Here is a 17,236-nt window from a genome sequence, read left to right on the forward strand (position 1 = left end):
CGGAGGGCACGAGCTTGGAATCCGCACAGTCCACGGCCTCCGGCGCCCGGATCGTCCGCTCCCTGGAGGAGCTGGTCGGTGGCACACCACTGCTGGACCTGCGCCTGCCCGGAGTACCGGACACCGCGCGGATCCTGGCGAAGCTGGAGATGTTCAACCCGCTCTCGAGCGTCAAGGATCGCGCCGCGCTGCACATGCTCCGTGCCGCAGAGGCCTCCGGCGCGCTCCCGGCGACCAGCGGCACTGTGATCGAGTGCTCGTCGGGAAGCACCGGCATCGCGCTCGCCGCCCTGTGCGCCGCACGCGGCCACCGCTGCATCATCGTGATGCCGGACAACGCGACCGAGGAACGGCGTCAGATCCTCCGGGACCTCGGTGCCGAGGTCGTACTGCGCCCTCACCACGACGGGCTGCTCGCATCCTGGGCGTTCGCCGAGGATCTGCGGCGCGCGACCCCCGGCGCGTGGATGCCCCGCCAGGACACCAACCCGGCCAACCCCGCGGCGCACTACGCGACCACTGGTCCCGAACTGTGGGAGGCCACCGGCGGCGCCATCGACGTGCTGGTGTGCGGCGTCGGCACCGGTGGCACCCTGACCGGCACCGGGCGTTACCTCAAGGAGCGCCGCGACGTGCATGTGGTCGCCGTGGAACCGGAGCGCTCCGCCGTCCTCTCCGGCGGCGAGGGCGGTCCGCACGGCATCCCGGGGATCGGAGCCGGCTATGTCTCCGAGATCACGGACCTCGGCCTCATCGACGAGGTGCTCCCCGTCTCGGACGAGGACGCCACTGAGGCGACCCGCCAGATCACTCGCTCCTCTGGTCTGCTGGCCGGGATCTCCTCGGGCGCGGCCGCGCACGCCGCTCGTCGGCTGAGCCGGCAGCGGCGCTGGGCGGACGCGACGATCGTCACCGTCTTCCCCGACACCGGGGAGCGCTATCTCTCCCTCGCCCTGGGCGGACCGACCGCTTCCGAGCCGAGCAGCGAGGACAGCTGACATGTGCCGGATCTACGGCTACTTCAACGCCATTGCGTCCGTCCACGAGGTACGGGCGGTTGCCGCCCTGCAGCGGCACGGCGGCCCGGACGGCAGTGGTCGGACTCTGACCGGCACCTGGGGGGTCGGCAACAACCGGCTCGCCGTAGTCGACCTGGATGGCGGGCAGCAGCCGTTCCACCTGGGCGAGCGGATCACGGCGGTCTTCAACGGCGAGATCTACAACCACGACGAGCTGCGCCGCCGGCTGCGACGGCACGGTTATCGCTTTGCCGACCGCAGCGACGGCGGGATCATCCCCGCGCTGTACGAGACCTACGGCGAGGGTTTTGTCGATCTTCTCGACGGCATGTACACGGTGGCTGTGCTCGACCGCCGAGGCGCGGTGCCGAAGCTGGTGCTGGCCACCGACCACGCCGGGATGAAGCCGCTGTACCTCCGCTGGGACGCGGCCGCACGGTCGTTGCACTTCTCCTCCGAGATCCCGGCCCTGCTCGGATTCCGGGCCGTCTCCGGGGCCCCCTGGGAGCCAGGCCTGCACTCCTACCTCAGCAGCAAGACGCCGTTCGGCGAACAGACGATGTTCTCCGACATCACCGTGCTGCCTCCGGCGACCACGCTGGTCTGTGATCTGGGCCAGGTGCCGAGGACAGTGCGTCGTGGGCTGCCGGAACGGGAGGGCTCGCACTTCTCCGGCGCGGCCGAGGAGGCCGCCGCCGCGACCGAGCTGAGGGAGCGGCTGCGCACCGAGGTGCGCCGGCTCCTGGTCGCCGACGTCCCGGTCGCGGTGATCACCTCCGGCGGGCTCGACTCCAGCCTCGTCACCGCGCTGGCGGCCGAGCACGGAGCGGTGCACTCCTTCAACATCGCCTACCGAGGCCACTGGCCGTTCGACGAGCGGCACTTCGCCCGGCAGGTCGCCGAGCACGCCGGTACCGTCCACCACCAGGTGGAAATCGACCCGGCCGACTTCCCCGCTCTCATCGAGGACGTCGTCTGGCACCTCGGCCAGCCCAACGCCGACCCCATAGCTCTGAGCACCCTGGCGCTCTTCACGGCCGTGCGTGACGCGGGGTTCAAGGTCGCGCTCACCGGCGACGCGGCCGACGAGGTCTTCGGCGGATACGGACGGATGCGGGCGGCGGCCGAGGACTCGGCTGCGCACGGCGACTGGTACCAGACGTATCTTGACGAGCTGGCCGTCCTGCCCGCGCACCTGCGCCACGGCCTGTACACCGAGGCCTACCAAGACCTCGTCCGTGCGTCCTCGCCGATCCCCGAGGAGGCCCTGGAGCGCCTGCGCCGTGGCCCGGACACGGTGCTGCGGCGGATCACCGACTTCGAAACGAGCCACCGACTGCCCGCGTATCACCTGCGCCGCGTGGATCACCTGAGCATGGCCGGCAGTGTCGAGGCACGGCTTCCGTTCTGCCAGCGCGACGTGATGGCCATGGGCGCGGGGCTGCCCGACGCGCTGCGGATTCGCGGCGGCAAGGTCAAGCGCGTCCTGTACGCCGCAGCAGCCGGAATGCTCCCGCAGTCCGTGCTGGACCGGCCGAAGCAGCCGTTCACCCTGCCGGTCACCGCGATGCTGGCCCCCGGCACGCCGCTGTGGGTGTATGCCCGCGACATGCTGGAACCCCGGCGCTTGGCCGCGGCAGGGCAGCTGGAACCGGGGGCGGTGGACGCTCTGTTCACCGCGCAGACCGAGAAGCCCGACGACACCACGGCTCTCACGCTGTGGGCGCTGTTGGTGCACGAGGTGTGGCGGGAGCAGTTCCAGGGCGGCGTGCGTCGGACCGGCCCGCTGGGGGTGGCCGCATGATCGGCCACATCGCCTACGCGCATGGCAGCCCCTGCCCCACGGCGGTGCTGGACGCCCGGCAACTTCCTCAGGGCGATCACACGCTGAAGCAGGCGCTCACCGACATCAGGCGATGCCTGCAGGCCGCGGGGGAGGGCCACGTACTGAAGATGGCCCTGATACGGCCGTCCGAGCATCCCATGTACGACCTGGACTACCGCTTCGTACAGGCGTTGCCGGGGGAGGACCGGTTCGAGCTGCGCGGCTCCTGCGGGCACTCGATCCTGTCGGCGGTGACCGCGGCGGAGCGCTCTGGAATGCTCGGCGCCCTGGAAGTCGGTGACCGCGTGCGGGTGAATGTCCTCAACAACGGGGACAGCGTGGTCTGTGAGGTCGATGAAATCTCGGGCGACGAAAGGGAGTTCACCGCCTACTTCGTGCGTCCGCAGGCAGTCCCGGTCGCCCGACTGCTGCTGACCGGTGAGGCCACGACGGCACTGGAGGCCGGCGGGGCCCGCCGCGAGGTGTCACTGATCTCGTCCGGCAACCCCTATGCGTTCGTGGACGCGCGCACGCTCGGAATCAGCGACCACAGCGAACTGTTCATGGCCGGGGCGGAGTTCTTCGCCGCGTTGGCCGAGATCCGGGCCGCCGCCTCCGCGCACCTCGGATGGCCCGCAGACGGGGCGTTTCCGAAGATCGCGGCGATCATGCCGGTCGAGGCGGGTCGGATCGCCGCACGGGCCATCTCCGTTCCCGGCTGGCATCCGACCATCGCGCTCACTGGCGCGGTATGCCTCGGCACCGCGATCCGCACACCCGGCACCATTCCGTGGCGTCTGGCCCGGGAAGTCGGCTGCATCGACGGCCTGATCGACATCGTCACCCCGGGCGGGAACACCGCGGTGACCGCGGCGACTCCGGATGTCGCCGGAGAACCGGCGCTGACCTGGGTCTCCGTCAGCCGCAAACGGGTCGACTTCCACGGCTCGTTCGCGATGCAACCGTCGGCCCCCTGCACTTCGAGGAGCTAGCCCGATGACTGGCAGCGTCAAGGACACCCGGACCACCGGTCCGCGAGCGGCCGCGGCGCGGATCGCCCCGGCACTGCGCGGCACACTGCGCGAGTCGGCGGCACGGACCGCGATCACGGGGGCACCCGACAAGGACCTGCTCGCCGACATACGCGCTTCCGGCCTGCTGGCCGCCGCCGTCCCGGTCGCGTACGGCGGCGCGGGCGGCGATTCCTCGGAGGTCAACCGGCTCGTGGAACAGCTGGCGGCCGTGAACCCTTCGATCGCCATCATCGCCTTCCAGCACTTCGCCGTCACCGCGAGAATCACCGAGTGGGGCAGCGAGGAGCAGCGCGCCACGATCCTGCCTCGACTGGCCGACGGCACCTGGCTGGCCGCGTCCGCGTGGAGCGAGCCCGCGGCCGGCGCGGCCAAGCAGAATCTCGCCAGCACGGCGGAGCGGCTGGACGACGGCCGATGGGTACTCAACGGGGCGAAGTCATTCACCACCGGTGCCTCGCTCGCCGACATCTACCTGGTGCTGGTGCAGACCGCCCGGCCGGAAACGGGGACAAGCGGGGTCTACGGCGCGTCGGGGCAGACCTTCTTCCTGGTCGAAGGAGCCAACCCCGGACTCGTACCGGACCTCGGCCTGGATCTGACAGGCATGCGCGGCTCGGCGACCGGCTTCGTCACTCTGCGCGACTGCCTGGTCGGCGAGGACGACCGTCTCGGCCCTGAGGGCAGAGCTCCGCAGATCATCTCCGGAGTACGGGAATCGGGGGCGACCCTGGGCGCGGTCGCACTCGGCGTCGCCCAGTCGGCCTTCGATCTGGCGCTGGACCACGCCGCGCGGCGCGGCCTGCTGGCCCGCCCCACGGTCAGACACCGCCTGGTGGATCTGGAGACCCGGATCGAATCGGCGCGCGCGATCGTCGAGCGGGCCGGCGCCAGGACCTCGCCCACACCAGGGCTGACCACCCTGCACAGCAAACTGCACGCCTCCGAGGCCGCCGAGGAGATCTGCCTGGAGGTGGCCCGCCTGCTCGGATCGGCCGGCTATGCGACCGGCCACGCCCTGAACCGGATGCTCGCGGACGCCCGGGCGGTGGCGCTGATGGGCCCGACCAACGACCTGTGCCGAGAACTGGTGGCGACAACATGGCCGAGTTGACGAACGACATCTCCCGCACCGCGGAACTCGTGGTCAGCGGCAGCCGACTGGTGACACCCCAAGGCGTGCGCGCCGGACATGTGCTGATCGCCGCCGGCCGGGTGCTGGCCGTGGCGGACACCGACACGGCGCCGCCCTCCGCGAAGCGCATCGACGCCCGGGACGCGTATGTCCTGCCAGGCCTCATCGACTCCCATGTGCATTTCCGCACCCCCGGCCTCACGCACAAGGAGGACTGGGAACACGGCGGCCGGGCCGCTGTCGCGGGCGGCGTGACCACGGTGCTGGACATGCCCAACACGGTTCCGCCGACGCTCACCGAACAGGCGCTGCGGCAGAAGGCCGCCCTGGTGAACGGTCGCACGCTCGTCGACTACGGCTTCCACCTCGGCGTCGACCCCGAACGTCCCGAACTGCTCGCCTCGCTGGACCCGGCAGTCGCCCGCAGCGCGAAGATCTTCATGGCCGGCCACCACACCGCGCCGACCGTGCTCCGCGAACCGGCACAACTGCAGAAGGCCTTCGCCGCGGCCGCCGAGGGCGGCGTGCAACTGGTGCTGCACGCCGAGGACGACTCGCTCTTCGCGCTGCTCGACGGCTGGTGGGGTGAGCCCGGCAGCTACGCCGAGTACGAGGCGCGGCGCCCGCGCAGCGGTGGCATCGTCGCGGTCGCCAAGGTCATCGAACTGGTACGGCGTCACGGGACCAAGGCGCACATCCTGCACCTGTCCAGCCGTGAGGAGGCGGACCTGGTCTGCGCCGCGCAGAACGCCGGTCTTCCGGTCACCTTCGAGGTGACCGGGCATCACCTGTCCTTCACCGACGAGGACACACACCGCCTCGGTGCCCGCACCCGGCTGTCGCCCGCCATCCGCAGCCGCGCCGACCAGGACCGGCTGTGGGAGGCCGTGTGGGCCGGGCAGCCGACGGCCATCGGCAGCGACCACGCCCCGCACACGGTCGAGGAGAAGACTCGTGGCGTGCGGCAGTCCCCGCCGGGTCTGCCCGGCGTGCAGGAACTCGCGGTCGCGGTGTGGACCGGGATGCGCCGCCGCCGGCCCGACGAACACCCGGACCGGGCCGCCGAGCGACTGGTCCGGCTGCTGGGGAGCGGCCCCACCGATCTCTTCGGCCTGACCGGCAAGGGCCGCATCGAGGCCGGCTCCGACGCCGACCTGGCCTTCCTCAGACCCGATGACACCTGGATGCTGTCTGCCGCCGACGTCCGCTCCAAGTGCGGATGGTCGGCCTACGAGGGCTGGACGATGGCCGCACGCGTGACCCGCACCCTGCGGGCGGGACGGGTCGTCTGGGACGCCGAGGACGGCACCTTCGGAGAGCCCGACGGCCGGTGGCTGACTCCTGCCGACAAGCACGGAGGTCTGTGATGTCCGACCAGCTCACGGCCGTGATCGCCGGCGGTGGCATCGGCGGACTGGCCACCGCGACCGCGCTGGCCCGGGCCGGACTCGCCGTCACCGTGGTCGAACGCACCGAACGCCTCGCCGGTGCCGGGGCAGGCCTGGTCCTGTACCCCAACGGGGTGGCCGCCGCCGAAGCCGTCAGCCCCGGGCTCGGTGACCGCCTCCGCGAGTCCGGGCACATCGTCGGCCCCGGCGAGGTCCGGTTGCTCCTGGATCCCTCAGGACGTGTGCTGTCCCGCGAGCCCATCGGCGACGACAACGAGCGCTTCGGCAGGCCCCAGATCCCCATCCTGCGCAGCCACCTGCAGACGGCACTGGTGCAGGAGGCGACCGCGGCGGGGGCCCGGCTCATCCTGGGCACCGGCGTACAGGCGTACCGCGACGCCGTGGGACGGGTGTCGGTGCGACTGTCGGACGGCGGAACGCTGGAAGTCGATCTTCTGGTCGCCGCCGACGGCATCAACTCGGCGCTCCGCAGACAGATGCTGGGCGACGGCCCGCCGCTGTACCGGGGCTACACCTCGGTGCGCGGGCGCAGCTCCGGCTCGGGCCTTCCTCAGCAGGGCTTCGTGGTCAACGGGCGCGGCGTCCAGCTCTTCGTCGCTCCGGTGGGAGACGACACCCTGTACTGGACGGCGAAGATCACCGCGGCGCAGGGCGTCTGGCCGGCCAAGGGCCCGGCAGGAGCACGGCGCGCACTGGTGGAATCCCTCACCGCATGGCACGAACCGGTCGTCCGGATGATCGCCGGATCCGACGACATAGTGGTGAGCGACATCCACGACCGCGACCCCGTGCGGCGCTGGGTCGACGGCCGGGTCGTCCTGCTCGGCGACGCCGCGCACCCGATGGTGCCGGCACTGGGCCAGGGGGCGAACACCGCCCTGGAGGACGCGGCGGTGCTCGCCCACGAACTGCTGAAGCACCGCGTCGCGGCCGGCGGCGCGCTGACGGCGCCGCTGGCCGCGTACGAGCGGCAGCGCACCGAGCGGACCGCCCACGTGGTCCTGCGCTCACGACGGCAGGGCTCGCTGGACCAGGGCGCCGGGCGTCTGCGCTCGCTCGCCCGTGACGTCTCCATGCGGCTGCGCGGCCGCAAGGACGCGGCGATCCTCGACATCGCCGCCTGGACTCCCCCTGAACCCCCTCGCGGAACCCCCGACGCAGAACCACTGAGGAGACACCATCATGAGCGCTGAGCAGCAGGAGATCGCGACCTTCCGCGCGGGCCCCATCTGGCGGGACGCCAATGTGCGCACAGGCCCGTCCTTGGACAGTCCCGTCATCGAGTTGCTGCTGCCCGACGACGGCGCCGACTACCGGGCAGAGGTGTGGACGGTCGGCGAAGAGGTCGTCGAGGGAGTCATCGTCAGCGACATCTGGCTGCGGTTGTCCGCCGGTGGCTGGTGCAGCGCGGTCAACTTCGACCAGGAGACCATGGCGAGGATCCCGCGGGAGGCCGAACTCCCGCCCGGTGAGACCGGACGGGTCGACCGGTGACCTCGCTGCCGCGCCTTCTCGCCGAGGACCTCCGCACGGTCGTCGAGCGCGATCCGTCGGTCCACGGCCGGGCAGAAGCGATGCTGCATCCGGCGCTGCCCGCGCTGTGGGGACACCGCGTCGCGCACCGTCTGCACCGCCGCGGCCGCCGACTGGCCGCCCGCCTGCTCATGGTCACCGCCCGCGCCGTCACCGGGGTGGAGATCCACCCCGGTGCGGTGCTCGGCCGCCGGGTCTTCATCGACCACGGCGCCGGGGTGGTGATCGGGGAGACGGCGCGGGTCGGTGACGACGTCACCGTGTATCACCAGGTCACGCTGGGTGCTGTCGGCTGGTGGAAGGACAACCGCCGATCGCCGGGCGAGCGACGGCATCCGGTGGTCGGCAACGGGGTGATCCTGGGCACGGGCGCCACGGTGCTGGGTCCGGTGACGGTCGGAGACCGCGCGATCGTCGGGGCAAGGGCTCTGGTCGTCAAGGACGTCCCGGCCGGAGCCCGGGCACTGGCCCCCGCCGCGGTGATCGACTGCCGCACGGACAGTACTCAGGCCGTCGAGATGCCGCGGCACACCGCCTCCGCGGGTTCGCGGTGAGGAGGTAGGGCCGGGTCCGGTGCGCGCCGCCCACCCGCGCTCACCCATCGACCGCAGTCCCGTCAGAGAACGCCGACGCCGACGCCGACGCCCACGCCGCCCCCCGATCAGGAGACCCCGCATGTCCATCCCCACCGAGTCCGCCGTGTCAGCGGCGGCCGTGCCCCGCATCGCCGACGGCATTGACCAGTTGATAGGCGGTACGCCCCTGTTGCGGCTGCCCCTCGACGGCGACGCCGCCCCCGGCGTCCAGGTCCTGGCCAAGCTGGAGTCGGCCAATCCACTGGCCAGCATCAAGGACCGGCCGGCGCTGTGGATGCTTCGGGCGGCCGAGGCGGCCGGGGAACTGGTGCCTGGCCACGGAACCGTGATCGAGGCGACGTCCGGGAACACCGGTATCGCGCTGGCGGCCCTGGCCGCCGCCCGCGGCTACCGCTGCGTGATCGTGATGCCGGACAGCGCTACCCGGGAGCGGGTCAGCCTGTTGGGCGCCCTGGGCGCCGAAGTCGTCCTCACGCCACGGGAACTGCGCTTCCAGGGCTGCATAGACAAAGCCGAGGAGATCCATCGCGGCACCCCGGGCTCCTGGTACGCCCGACAGCATGAGAACCCGGAGAACGTACGCGCGCACCGGGAGACGACCGGCCCCGAGATCTGGGCGGACACCGGGGGCAGGGTGGACGTGCTGGTCTGCGGGATCGGCACGGGAGGCACACTGTGCGGGTCCGCCGGTTTCCTCAAGGAGCACAACGCGAGCCTGAAAGCCGTGGCAGTGGAGCCGGCCTCCTCGCCCCTGCTGTCGAAGGGATTCGCCGGTCAGCACGCGATCCCCGGACTCACCGGCGGCTTCGTGGCCCCGGTCACCGACCTCTCGCTGATCGACGAGGTGCTGACCGTCTCCGACGATGAGGCTCTGGAGACCGCGCGATGGCTGGCCCGGCGCGCGGGTGTCCTGGTCGGGATCTCCTCGGGCGCGGCCGTCCACGCGGCGCTGCGTCTTGCGCGGCTGCCGGAGCAGGCGGGCCGGACCATCGTCACGATTCTTCCGGACACCGGCGAACGCTATCTCTCAGTGTGGTCTACGACGGAATGATTCCTGACAGATCTGCGTGAATCCGCTGTGCGGGCGCCTGGGATCCGTCTTGACAGATCATCGAGTGGCGGATCATGACGGGTTGATAGGCCGCCATGAACTCATCGCTCAGGATCGGAAGTTACTCGACTCTCGCGGTTTTCCCAGGGTCGCCCGGGTGGGTGTGACTGCTGGCGTTCGGCGCCTGGGTGCTTGGCGTTGGCCGTAGGGTGCGGCTGCGGATGAGTTGCTTGTTGCGCGGGTGCGGATGCTCGATCAGCAGGGCCGGTCGGCGAAGGCGATCGCCAAGGCGACGGGGATGGGCGCTGGAGAGATCGTCGGGGTGCTGAATGGCGCCGTCGCGGTCTCAGGGCCGGGGCGCGGCGAGCCTCGTTGCTGGGTGAACGCCGACTGGAGCCACAGTGTGGATCTTGAGGGTGCGCCGCAGTGGGCGGGCTTTGATCCTGGGGCTTCCGATGCCGAGGCCGTGCGTGGTTTGGTCGCGGTATTCGTCGCCGCGGCCAGCACGCGCTCCACGAAGGCGCAGGTTGCGGGGTTTCTGCTGGACGTGTGGTGTCTTGGCGTGAAGAACGCGCTCGCGCCGGAGCCGATGAGCGAGAGTCAGCTGGCCAGCCACCGGGGGCTCCACTTCAGCGCTTTCGAGATGCATGTACAGGTTCCGGCCGACCTCGTCCGCGCTCTGGTATTCGAGACCGCCGCCTACGGGCGCGGCTTCGGATTCGAACCCGAGGGGGAGCTTGCCGAGGAGACCAGGGCGAGGTGTTCGAGCCGGTGGCTTCCACGCCCACGACCTGGCGGCTGCGGCAGTCGCCGCCCGGCTTACCCGCGGCGGCCGCCGCCTCCACTTGAGGATCTCGGCGACCTGGCCCTGGCGACACGAACTCACCACCGCGTTCCACCGCCTCAGTGCCCTGCCCCCCAGCCAGCTGACCTACAGGTCCCTGTCCGCCCACGACCCGAAAGACCTCGACGAACCAGGCCACAGCGCCGGGACCTCGACATGCCAGCAGCTGAAACCGACCAGACCACTACCAAGTTGGCTGCGCACCACACCTCGCCAGCCGCAACCGAAATGGCGAGGCTAGCCGCACGCACATGCCATCGACCGGTCGTGCGGGAGCCCCCTCTCGTCACCGGGGCCAGTGCAGAGGCGGGAGCGAGGGCTCACCCTGCCGGGGGCTGGTGTCGTGCTCGCGAGCGCGACACCAGCCCCCGGCACAAGGGTCACTTGAGGCCGAAGGCCCGTATGACCGTCTGGGTGACGCCGCCGCCGTTGCGCTGCTTGACGGTGACGCGGATGGACACGTACCTGGACCGGTGCGGTGCACTCAGCTTCGCCAGCCAGGAGCCCGTGCTGCCCTTCAGGCTCTGACGCGTCCAGGTTCGCCCATCGTCGTAGGAGACCTCGAGTCCCAGTGACGAGACCGCGTCCTTGGCGGAGGAACTGCCCAGTACGCCGGGTGTGATGGACAGGTCCGTCTTGCGTCCGGCTCGGCCGTCGGCGTCCAGGTCCGTACTGTAGTCCAGCTGGACCAGCGGAACGGCCTGTATGTCGGTGGCAGCCCCGGAGGTGAAGTTCCACTCCGTGCGGGTCGTCTCGGAGTACGGGCTGACGGCGGTGTTGCCCTTCGTCTCCACGACCATCCGGTACGGCAGTTGCCGCGGGTCCAGCTCGCCGGTGCCGATCTGCGGGCCGCCCTCGAACCGGGACAGCAGGTTGTCTCCCTGATAGAGCGAGACCGTCTGGGACGCGCCGGCCATACCGCCGCTGTGCGCGGCTCCGGCATCGCCGAACGCCTCGACATAGCCGCTGAAGCCCACCGAACCGCGGTAGAGAATGTTCCTGTCGAGCAGGCGTGGCCTCGTGATGGGTCCGAACCAGCGGTCCTTCTGGACCGTACCCGGCTGATAGGCCACCGGGTCGGTGGACGCGTTGCTGATCCCCACGAGAGCCCCGTACTGCTGCCATTTGAGGCCGTTTCCAGTGGAGACCCAGTCGATGCGCCGGCCGGGAGCGACCGGCTCGGCGGACAGCGCGGGCGCCGCGGTTCCCGGCCATTCGTACGGAGGGAAGTCCACCCGCTTCTCGACGGCCTGCGTGCCCGCGGGCGAAGCGAAGGCGAGGTCGATCCGGGCGAGCTTGCGAGGGTCCGTGTTCGCCGAGGGGTCATCGGGGATTCCGCCGACGTGATAGTCGGCCAGGTCGTACAGGTACTTGGCCGAGGGGTGGGCCTCGACCGCCAGCCGTACCCCGTCGTGGCCCGCCGCGGCGAGCTTCTTGACCAGTGCCTCGCCCTCGTCCAGGGCCAGCGAAGCGACCGGAAGCGACCCGGTGGTCACCATGTCGGGGTCGCCGTACCAGTCACTCTTCCGGCCGAGACCTTCGTTGACCACCAGGAGCACGGCCGCGCCGGCCGCCTTCGCCGCCGCCGCCTGATCCATGGGAGCCACGGTGTCGCTGCTGCGCACCACCACGGCCTTGCCACGGGCGGAGACGCGGGCGTACTCGGCGGCTGAGCCGGTACCGGCGAAGACGGTACCCAGGTGGGTGGTGCCGTCCGGCAGCGCCTTGGAACCAGGCTGCGCGAGTACGTCGTCCAGGCGGTGACCGCCGTAGGTGACCGCCAGCGGCGTCTGCTCCGCGCGAATCCTGGTGCTGAAGACGAAACTGCCCTTCCTCACCTTGCCCTTGGTCGGCACGGCCCACAGGCTGTCGTATTGGGCGGAGGGGAACTCGACGTCGAACAGGGCCCCCCAGTCGGGTGTGGGCTCGGTCGACGTCCAGTTGCGGTAGAGGTCGATCCGGCTGCTCACGACGCTGGTCGGCTTGGGTGTCGCAACCTTCACCTGGCGTGCCCTCGAGGCATCGAGTTCCACGGTCCGGTCGGCCGCCAGCTCGACTTCGGGCGCGGTCAGCACCGCGTAGCCCAGGGAGTGGGGGCCATGCAGACCTTCCACGTCGGCGAAGGAGTAGAGCATGTAGGAGCCGGGAGCCAGCCGGCGGGTGGCCGTTCCGTCCGAGGGGACGTCCACGAACACGTCGTTCCCGTCGGAACTCCTGATGTCGACGTACCCCGTCATGGGCCGGCCGGCACGATCCTTGAGGTGGATCGTGAGCGCGTATTTCTCCGACTCGACGGAGAACCCCGCGGCCGTGTGTATCTGGCCTCCGTCGAAACCGGCCGTGACCTGTGCGGAGTACTGGCCCGCAGCGAGCTCCCCCGGGTCCGCCACCAAGTCGGCCTGCGCGGTTCCGTTCGCGGGTACGGTGAGGTGGTCGGTGCCGAGGGTGAATGCCTTCGCGGGCGAGCCGCCCGGGTCGACGGACAGGTGCAGGACGACCGGGGTGTCCGTGGTGTTGGTGTACGTGATCTGCCGCCGTATCGGCTGCCGTTGCGTCGTGGGCGACCACGTGACGAGCCCCGCGTCGACCGATCCGGTCGCGAACACCTTCGCGTAGTACGCACTGGCCACGTTCACCCGGCCGGCGCCCGCCTGGTAGGGGGTGTAGTCCGGGGTCGGATTGCTGGTGCTCATCAGAGCGTCCTTCAGCTGCTGAGCGGTCCAGTCCGGGTGTCTCTGGGCCAGCAGGACGGCCGCACCCGCCACGTGGGGTGTCGCCATGGAGGTACCGCTGTCCACGCGGTAGTAGCCTTCCCCGTCGCTCATGTACTGCGAGCGCGCCGCCAGTACGTCGACACCGGGAGCGGTGACGTCCGGCTTGAGACCGTCGTCACCCGCCCGCGGACCGACGCTGGAGAACGAGGCGAGGTGGTCGGAGCCGTCCACCGCCCCGACGGTGAGCGCGGCTTCCGCGGTCCCCGGCGCGCCGAGGGTGTAGGGGCCCTGATTCCCATCGTTGCCCGCGGCGATGACGAAGAGCGCGCCCGTCTCGGCGGTGAGCTGGTTGACTGCCTGGCTCAGCGGATTGTCCTGGCTGTTCCGGACCGAACTGCCGAGGCTCATGCTGATCACCTTGGCGTGCTCGGTCCGGGCCGCCCACTCCATGCCGCTGATGATCCAGGAGTCCTGGCCGGAGTTCTGGTTGCTGAGGACCTTCCCCACCAGCAGGTCGGCCCCGGGAGCGACTCCCTTCTCCTTCCCGCCCGAGGCGGCGCCCGTACCCGCGATGGTGGAGGCGGTGTGTGTCCCGTGCCCGAACCGGTCGAGGATGTCCTCGCCGGGGACGAAGCTCTTGGACTCCACGATGCGGTCCTTGAGATCCGGATGGGTGGTGTCCACTCCGGTGTCAAGGATGGCGACCCGGACTCCGGCGCCCGTACCCCCGCTTGCCCAGGCAGCGGGAGCACCGATCTGCGCCGTGCTGTCGGTAAGGGTGCCCTTCGACTTGCCGTCGAGCCACACCTTGTCCACGCCGGCGGTGAAGGGGAGCGCCGGCGCGGCACGGGACGTGTCGTCGTTCCGAGCCGCCGGCCGGCCGCCGATGAGGGCCGACCAGAAGGAGGCGGACTTCGACCGCCGGGTACGGACCGCCTCACCGTGGATCACGGGAAGGCTCAGTACGGTCTCGGAGCCGGGCAGTGCGACGTTGGGATGCGGGGTGGACGAGCCGTTCACGACGGCGGGCCTGAGCGTGGCCGCACTCTTCTCGTGAGTGACGATCAGAGGCAGCGAACTCGCATGCTCGTCGTCGTAGCCCTGGGAGATCAGCTCGGTGACGTCGAACAGCTGCCTGTCGAGCCGGCCGTCGGCGATGTACGGCATCGCCTCGTCGGGGTACACGTAGGTGTCGCGGCCCTCAGTGGTGACGCGTATCGAGCCTGTGGCGCCCGGCGCGCGTTCCACGTCCACCGTCGGCGACGCTCCGGCTGGTCCTGGGGTGACCGTCACCTTGTCGCCGGTGATCAGCGTCACGGTCGTCGGTACACGATGCTTCGCCTCGGCCAAGGACGTTGCGGCGGCGGCCAGTTGGGAGGGGTGAGCGCTTTGGGTTCCTGAGGCGACCACCAGAGTGGCAACGACGGCGGTCGCGACAGCGAGTGAGGCCACGGCCGATCTTCGTGAATCAAAACTCCGCACATTATCTCCGGAGCCGGGGATTATCTGAATCTGAATCACCTTTGAGGCATCATGGAAAGGCAACGCGTTTTGCCGATCGGGGTCCGTAGAATTCGTTGGTCAACTACGGTGAAGGGCACACTAAGAAGGCCTCGTTGCCGGGATGTAACATCCGCGATTCCAATCAACACCCTTGGCACGCATAAGCAGAGGCATCGTCAGTTTCGAAATATTTCGACGAATTGTGCCAGCTGTTCTCCGCGTCGGGCTTCTCCGTGCCGCGCGAGTTTTGTTCCGCAGCGAAGACCGCGGTCCCCCAGACGATGGGGAGCAGGCGGACCAGAGTGCGCAGCGTCATGCCGCGGGCCAATTCACCTTTTCTGCAGGCCGATCGGCCAAGTTTCCGCTGCTCCAGCACGAAGCCGGTGCCGTCGAGGGTCAGCACATCCCACGGCATGCCGAGTTGGTCTGCGACGTACGCAGGGGAGCGTCACGCAGGCCGTCAGTGTCACGTCGACCGTGGGCGGGCAGGCGCTCCAGGCCGCAGGGACCGCGCCGTGTTCGGACTGTCAACGCGGCCGCCACCGGCGCTCCAGAGTGCGGGACGATATCGGTCAAGGTCACCGACGACGCGGATGAGCTGGTCGATGGGCTCACCGCGTGGACACCCGTGCGCCTATGGATCCTGTGGGCCGAACACGTCCCGCTGTGCCCGACCGACCCAGCCAGGAACCGCACCCACTGCACACGGCGGCGGCCGGCTGATCCGGCATCCCCGTCTCCTCAGTGTCCCGCTCTGCGCCCAGGCCGGGTACGCCCTGTCCCGACTCACGATCCGATTCCCCGATATATGCGATAAGACGCTAGTTGGCCCGGTACGTTGAGTAGCAGTCTCCCTGGACGCCACGTCCCCCCGTGCGCTGCGTCCAGGGGCATACTCCCCCCGGTCCGACCTGATCACCGGCCGCCGCCCGTCCCGCCACGACATACACGGCCCTCGACCGCGCGCTTCGCCAGAACGACTCACCTTCCGCGAGATGGCCATCGGCGGATACGACTCCACGTCATGGTCCGGCCACTATCCTGGTGGCCAGCGGGATTGAGCGAGCCACATGAAACGAACGCGCCTGTCGAACTGGTTGACGCGATGCTTCACCGGTTCGACCTGGAACTGTCCTCGGCCTCGGTGTCCCCACTGTTCGCCAAGGAGCCCTCGCAGGTGAAAATGACCACGCCGGCCGCGTTGTGCACCACGCTGGAATGCACCCCCAACGACCTGATCGACGTCGACACCACCCCTGTCGCACGACCGATCGCCCCCTCTCGCCCGGTCGCCGACCTCCCGCAGGCTGCCTCCGCTCGGGGCCGGTCGATGCCGCCCCTGTGACGGCAGGTCACGATGGACACGGAGCAACGGGCCTGCGTCACCCGCGGCAGGCCGGTCGGACATCATTACCGCCAGCACTGCTGCCTGTGCTGGCGCCGCATGGAGGAGCAGGCCGCCAGGGCCCCTTGTCCCTCCTGCGGTCGCGACCGAGTGCTGCAAGACGACACCGGCCGGTGCGCCATCTGCTCGCTCGTCTGCACGGAGTGCGGTCATCCGGTCCGCTCACCACAGAACCAGCTGTGCCGGGACTGCCGACACAGGGTCGGCCAGCTGGCCGGACAGCGGACGTGTCCGCGCTGCCAAAGGCCCGGCTATCTGCGCGAGGCGACCGGCTGGTGCGGTCACTGTCCACGCCCCGGCAGGGGAAGAACCCGCCGAGAATCCGCCGCGAGTGCGGGCAGCTGCGGCGGCACGCCGGCCTCCGCCTGTGCTCGGCTTGCCGGGCGGTCGTCGAGCAGGACGAAACCCTGTGGAGCGCCATCGTGCGGTTCTACCGCACCGCCAGTCCCTGGAAGAACGGGTGTCCTTTCAATGACCCCTCCCTGAGGGCCGCTTACCGCAGGGCGCTGGACGACTGCATCGCCGAGCGGCAGGAGTTCACCACCGCCGCCCAGGCCGATCTGGGCTGAGCCGGGATGAAGATCGTCCGGCCTCAGCACACCTCGAACGGAGGCCGCTGGGCTATTACGCCGTAATAGCCCAGCGATGCCTGTGCGTACGCATGCCTCGACGATCGAGGCTGCGGCCGACGCTGTCAGGACGGGGTTCTTGGGGTTGGCCCCTGGGAGGAACGAAGGATGCACAGCCATGACGCGGTCGAGGGCCCACTGTCGTTCGTGGAGAAGCGCGAGCCGAACTGGACCGCATCCTGACCGTAACGGCGGTCATCACCGAAGCGAGCGCCGCACCGCGTGCGGAGACTGGTCCTGTCCCCCCGACCCCGAGGAGAGAATCGCCATGAACCCCTTCGACGACTCCGACGGCGAGTTCATGGTGTTGGCCAACCCTGAGGGCCAGCACTCGCTGTGGCCGCACTTCTGCGAGCTTCCAGCCGGCTGGGAGGTGGTGTACGGACAGGACAGCCGCGAGGCCTGCCTGGACTTCGTCGAGCGGAACTGGACCGACATGCGCCCCAAGAGCCTCGTGGAAGCCATGGGCGAGTAGCCATCGGCACAGGCTCGCGTCGGCCGGAACATACCGGGGAAAGGGCGCCGTAGCCTTTGCCGCGACT

14 protein-coding genes are annotated in these 17,236 nt (G+C 70.0%); 12 read left to right on the top strand and 2 right to left on the bottom strand.

Annotation, left to right across the window (positions count from 1 at the left end; translation table 11 throughout):
- Positions 1 to 14: 14 nt before the first annotated feature.
- From FNH09_RS02030 to cysK, 9 genes are all read left to right on the top strand, one after another.
- Positions 15 to 998 (top strand): PLP-dependent cysteine synthase family protein, encoded by a 984-nt coding sequence (locus FNH09_RS02030; RefSeq protein ID WP_238426388.1) that lies wholly within the window; start codon positions 15 to 17, stop codon positions 996 to 998.
- Between the two features lies 1 nt (position 999).
- Positions 1,000 to 2,823, top strand: a complete 1,824-nt coding sequence (gene asnB, locus FNH09_RS02035; protein WP_152884430.1) for an asparagine synthase (glutamine-hydrolyzing) — start codon at positions 1,000 to 1,002, stop codon at positions 2,821 to 2,823.
- Positions 2,820 to 3,836: a 2-methylaconitate cis-trans isomerase PrpF family protein gene (locus FNH09_RS02040; protein WP_238426389.1), complete on the top strand. Its 1,017-nt coding sequence runs from the start codon at positions 2,820 to 2,822 to the stop codon at positions 3,834 to 3,836. The genes asnB and FNH09_RS02040 overlap by 4 nt, the downstream gene beginning before the upstream one ends.
- A 4-nt stretch (positions 3,837 to 3,840) precedes the next feature.
- The gene (locus tag FNH09_RS02045; RefSeq protein ID WP_152884432.1) at positions 3,841 to 4,989 is read left to right on the top strand and encodes an acyl-CoA dehydrogenase family protein; all 1,149 of its coding nucleotides are present in this window, start codon (positions 3,841 to 3,843) and stop codon (positions 4,987 to 4,989) included.
- Positions 4,977 to 6,377, top strand: coding sequence for a dihydroorotase (locus FNH09_RS02050; RefSeq protein ID WP_152884434.1), 1,401 nt, complete (start codon positions 4,977 to 4,979; stop codon positions 6,375 to 6,377). Before FNH09_RS02045 ends, FNH09_RS02050 begins: the two co-directional genes overlap by 13 nt.
- Complete coding sequence (locus FNH09_RS02055; RefSeq protein ID WP_152884436.1) at positions 6,377 to 7,612, top strand: FAD-dependent oxidoreductase; 1,236 nt, start codon at positions 6,377 to 6,379, stop codon at positions 7,610 to 7,612. The genes FNH09_RS02050 and FNH09_RS02055 overlap by 1 nt, the downstream gene beginning before the upstream one ends.
- Complete coding sequence (locus tag FNH09_RS02060; RefSeq protein ID WP_152884438.1) at positions 7,602 to 7,913, top strand: hypothetical protein; 312 nt, start codon at positions 7,602 to 7,604, stop codon at positions 7,911 to 7,913. Before FNH09_RS02055 ends, FNH09_RS02060 begins: the two co-directional genes overlap by 11 nt.
- Positions 7,910 to 8,506 (top strand): serine O-acetyltransferase EpsC, encoded by a 597-nt coding sequence (gene epsC / locus FNH09_RS02065; protein ID WP_420802729.1) that lies wholly within the window; start codon positions 7,910 to 7,912, stop codon positions 8,504 to 8,506. The genes FNH09_RS02060 and epsC overlap by 4 nt, the downstream gene beginning before the upstream one ends.
- 121 nt (positions 8,507 to 8,627) lie before the next feature.
- The gene (gene cysK / locus FNH09_RS02070; RefSeq protein WP_152884441.1) at positions 8,628 to 9,599 is read left to right on the top strand and encodes a cysteine synthase A; all 972 of its coding nucleotides are present in this window, start codon (positions 8,628 to 8,630) and stop codon (positions 9,597 to 9,599) included.
- A gap of 1,224 nt (positions 9,600 to 10,823) precedes the next feature.
- On the opposite strand, the gene FNH09_RS02080 is transcribed toward cysK, so the two are convergent.
- Together FNH09_RS02080 and FNH09_RS02085 are read right to left on the bottom strand one after the other, a co-directional pair.
- Complete coding sequence (locus tag FNH09_RS02080) at positions 10,824 to 14,474, bottom strand: S8 family serine peptidase (RefSeq protein ID WP_338017438.1); 3,651 nt, start codon at positions 14,472 to 14,474, stop codon at positions 10,824 to 10,826.
- A 328-nt stretch (positions 14,475 to 14,802) separates the two neighbouring features.
- On the bottom strand, positions 14,803 to 15,075 hold the full coding sequence (locus FNH09_RS02085; RefSeq protein WP_152884445.1) for a hypothetical protein: 273 nt from the start codon (positions 15,073 to 15,075) through the stop codon (positions 14,803 to 14,805).
- A 690-nt stretch (positions 15,076 to 15,765) separates the two neighbouring features.
- Here FNH09_RS02085 and FNH09_RS02090 point away from each other — a divergent pair.
- The 3 genes from FNH09_RS02090 (at position 15,766) to FNH09_RS02105 (ending at position 17,169) form a co-directional block, all read left to right on the top strand.
- Positions 15,766 to 16,005, top strand: coding sequence for a helix-turn-helix domain-containing protein (locus FNH09_RS02090; RefSeq protein WP_152884448.1), 240 nt, complete (start codon positions 15,766 to 15,768; stop codon positions 16,003 to 16,005).
- Positions 16,006 to 16,292: 287 nt separating this feature from the next.
- Positions 16,293 to 16,634, top strand: coding sequence for a hypothetical protein (locus FNH09_RS02095; RefSeq protein WP_152884450.1), 342 nt, complete (start codon positions 16,293 to 16,295; stop codon positions 16,632 to 16,634).
- A gap of 328 nt (positions 16,635 to 16,962) precedes the next feature.
- Positions 16,963 to 17,169: an MbtH family protein gene (locus FNH09_RS02105; RefSeq protein WP_152884452.1), complete on the top strand. Its 207-nt coding sequence runs from the start codon at positions 16,963 to 16,965 to the stop codon at positions 17,167 to 17,169.
- Positions 17,170 to 17,236 lie beyond the last annotated feature (67 nt).

This window comes from Streptomyces adustus, assembly GCF_009377175.1.
Taxonomy (GTDB): Bacteria; Actinomycetota; Actinomycetes; order Streptomycetales; family Streptomycetaceae; genus Streptomyces; species Streptomyces adustus.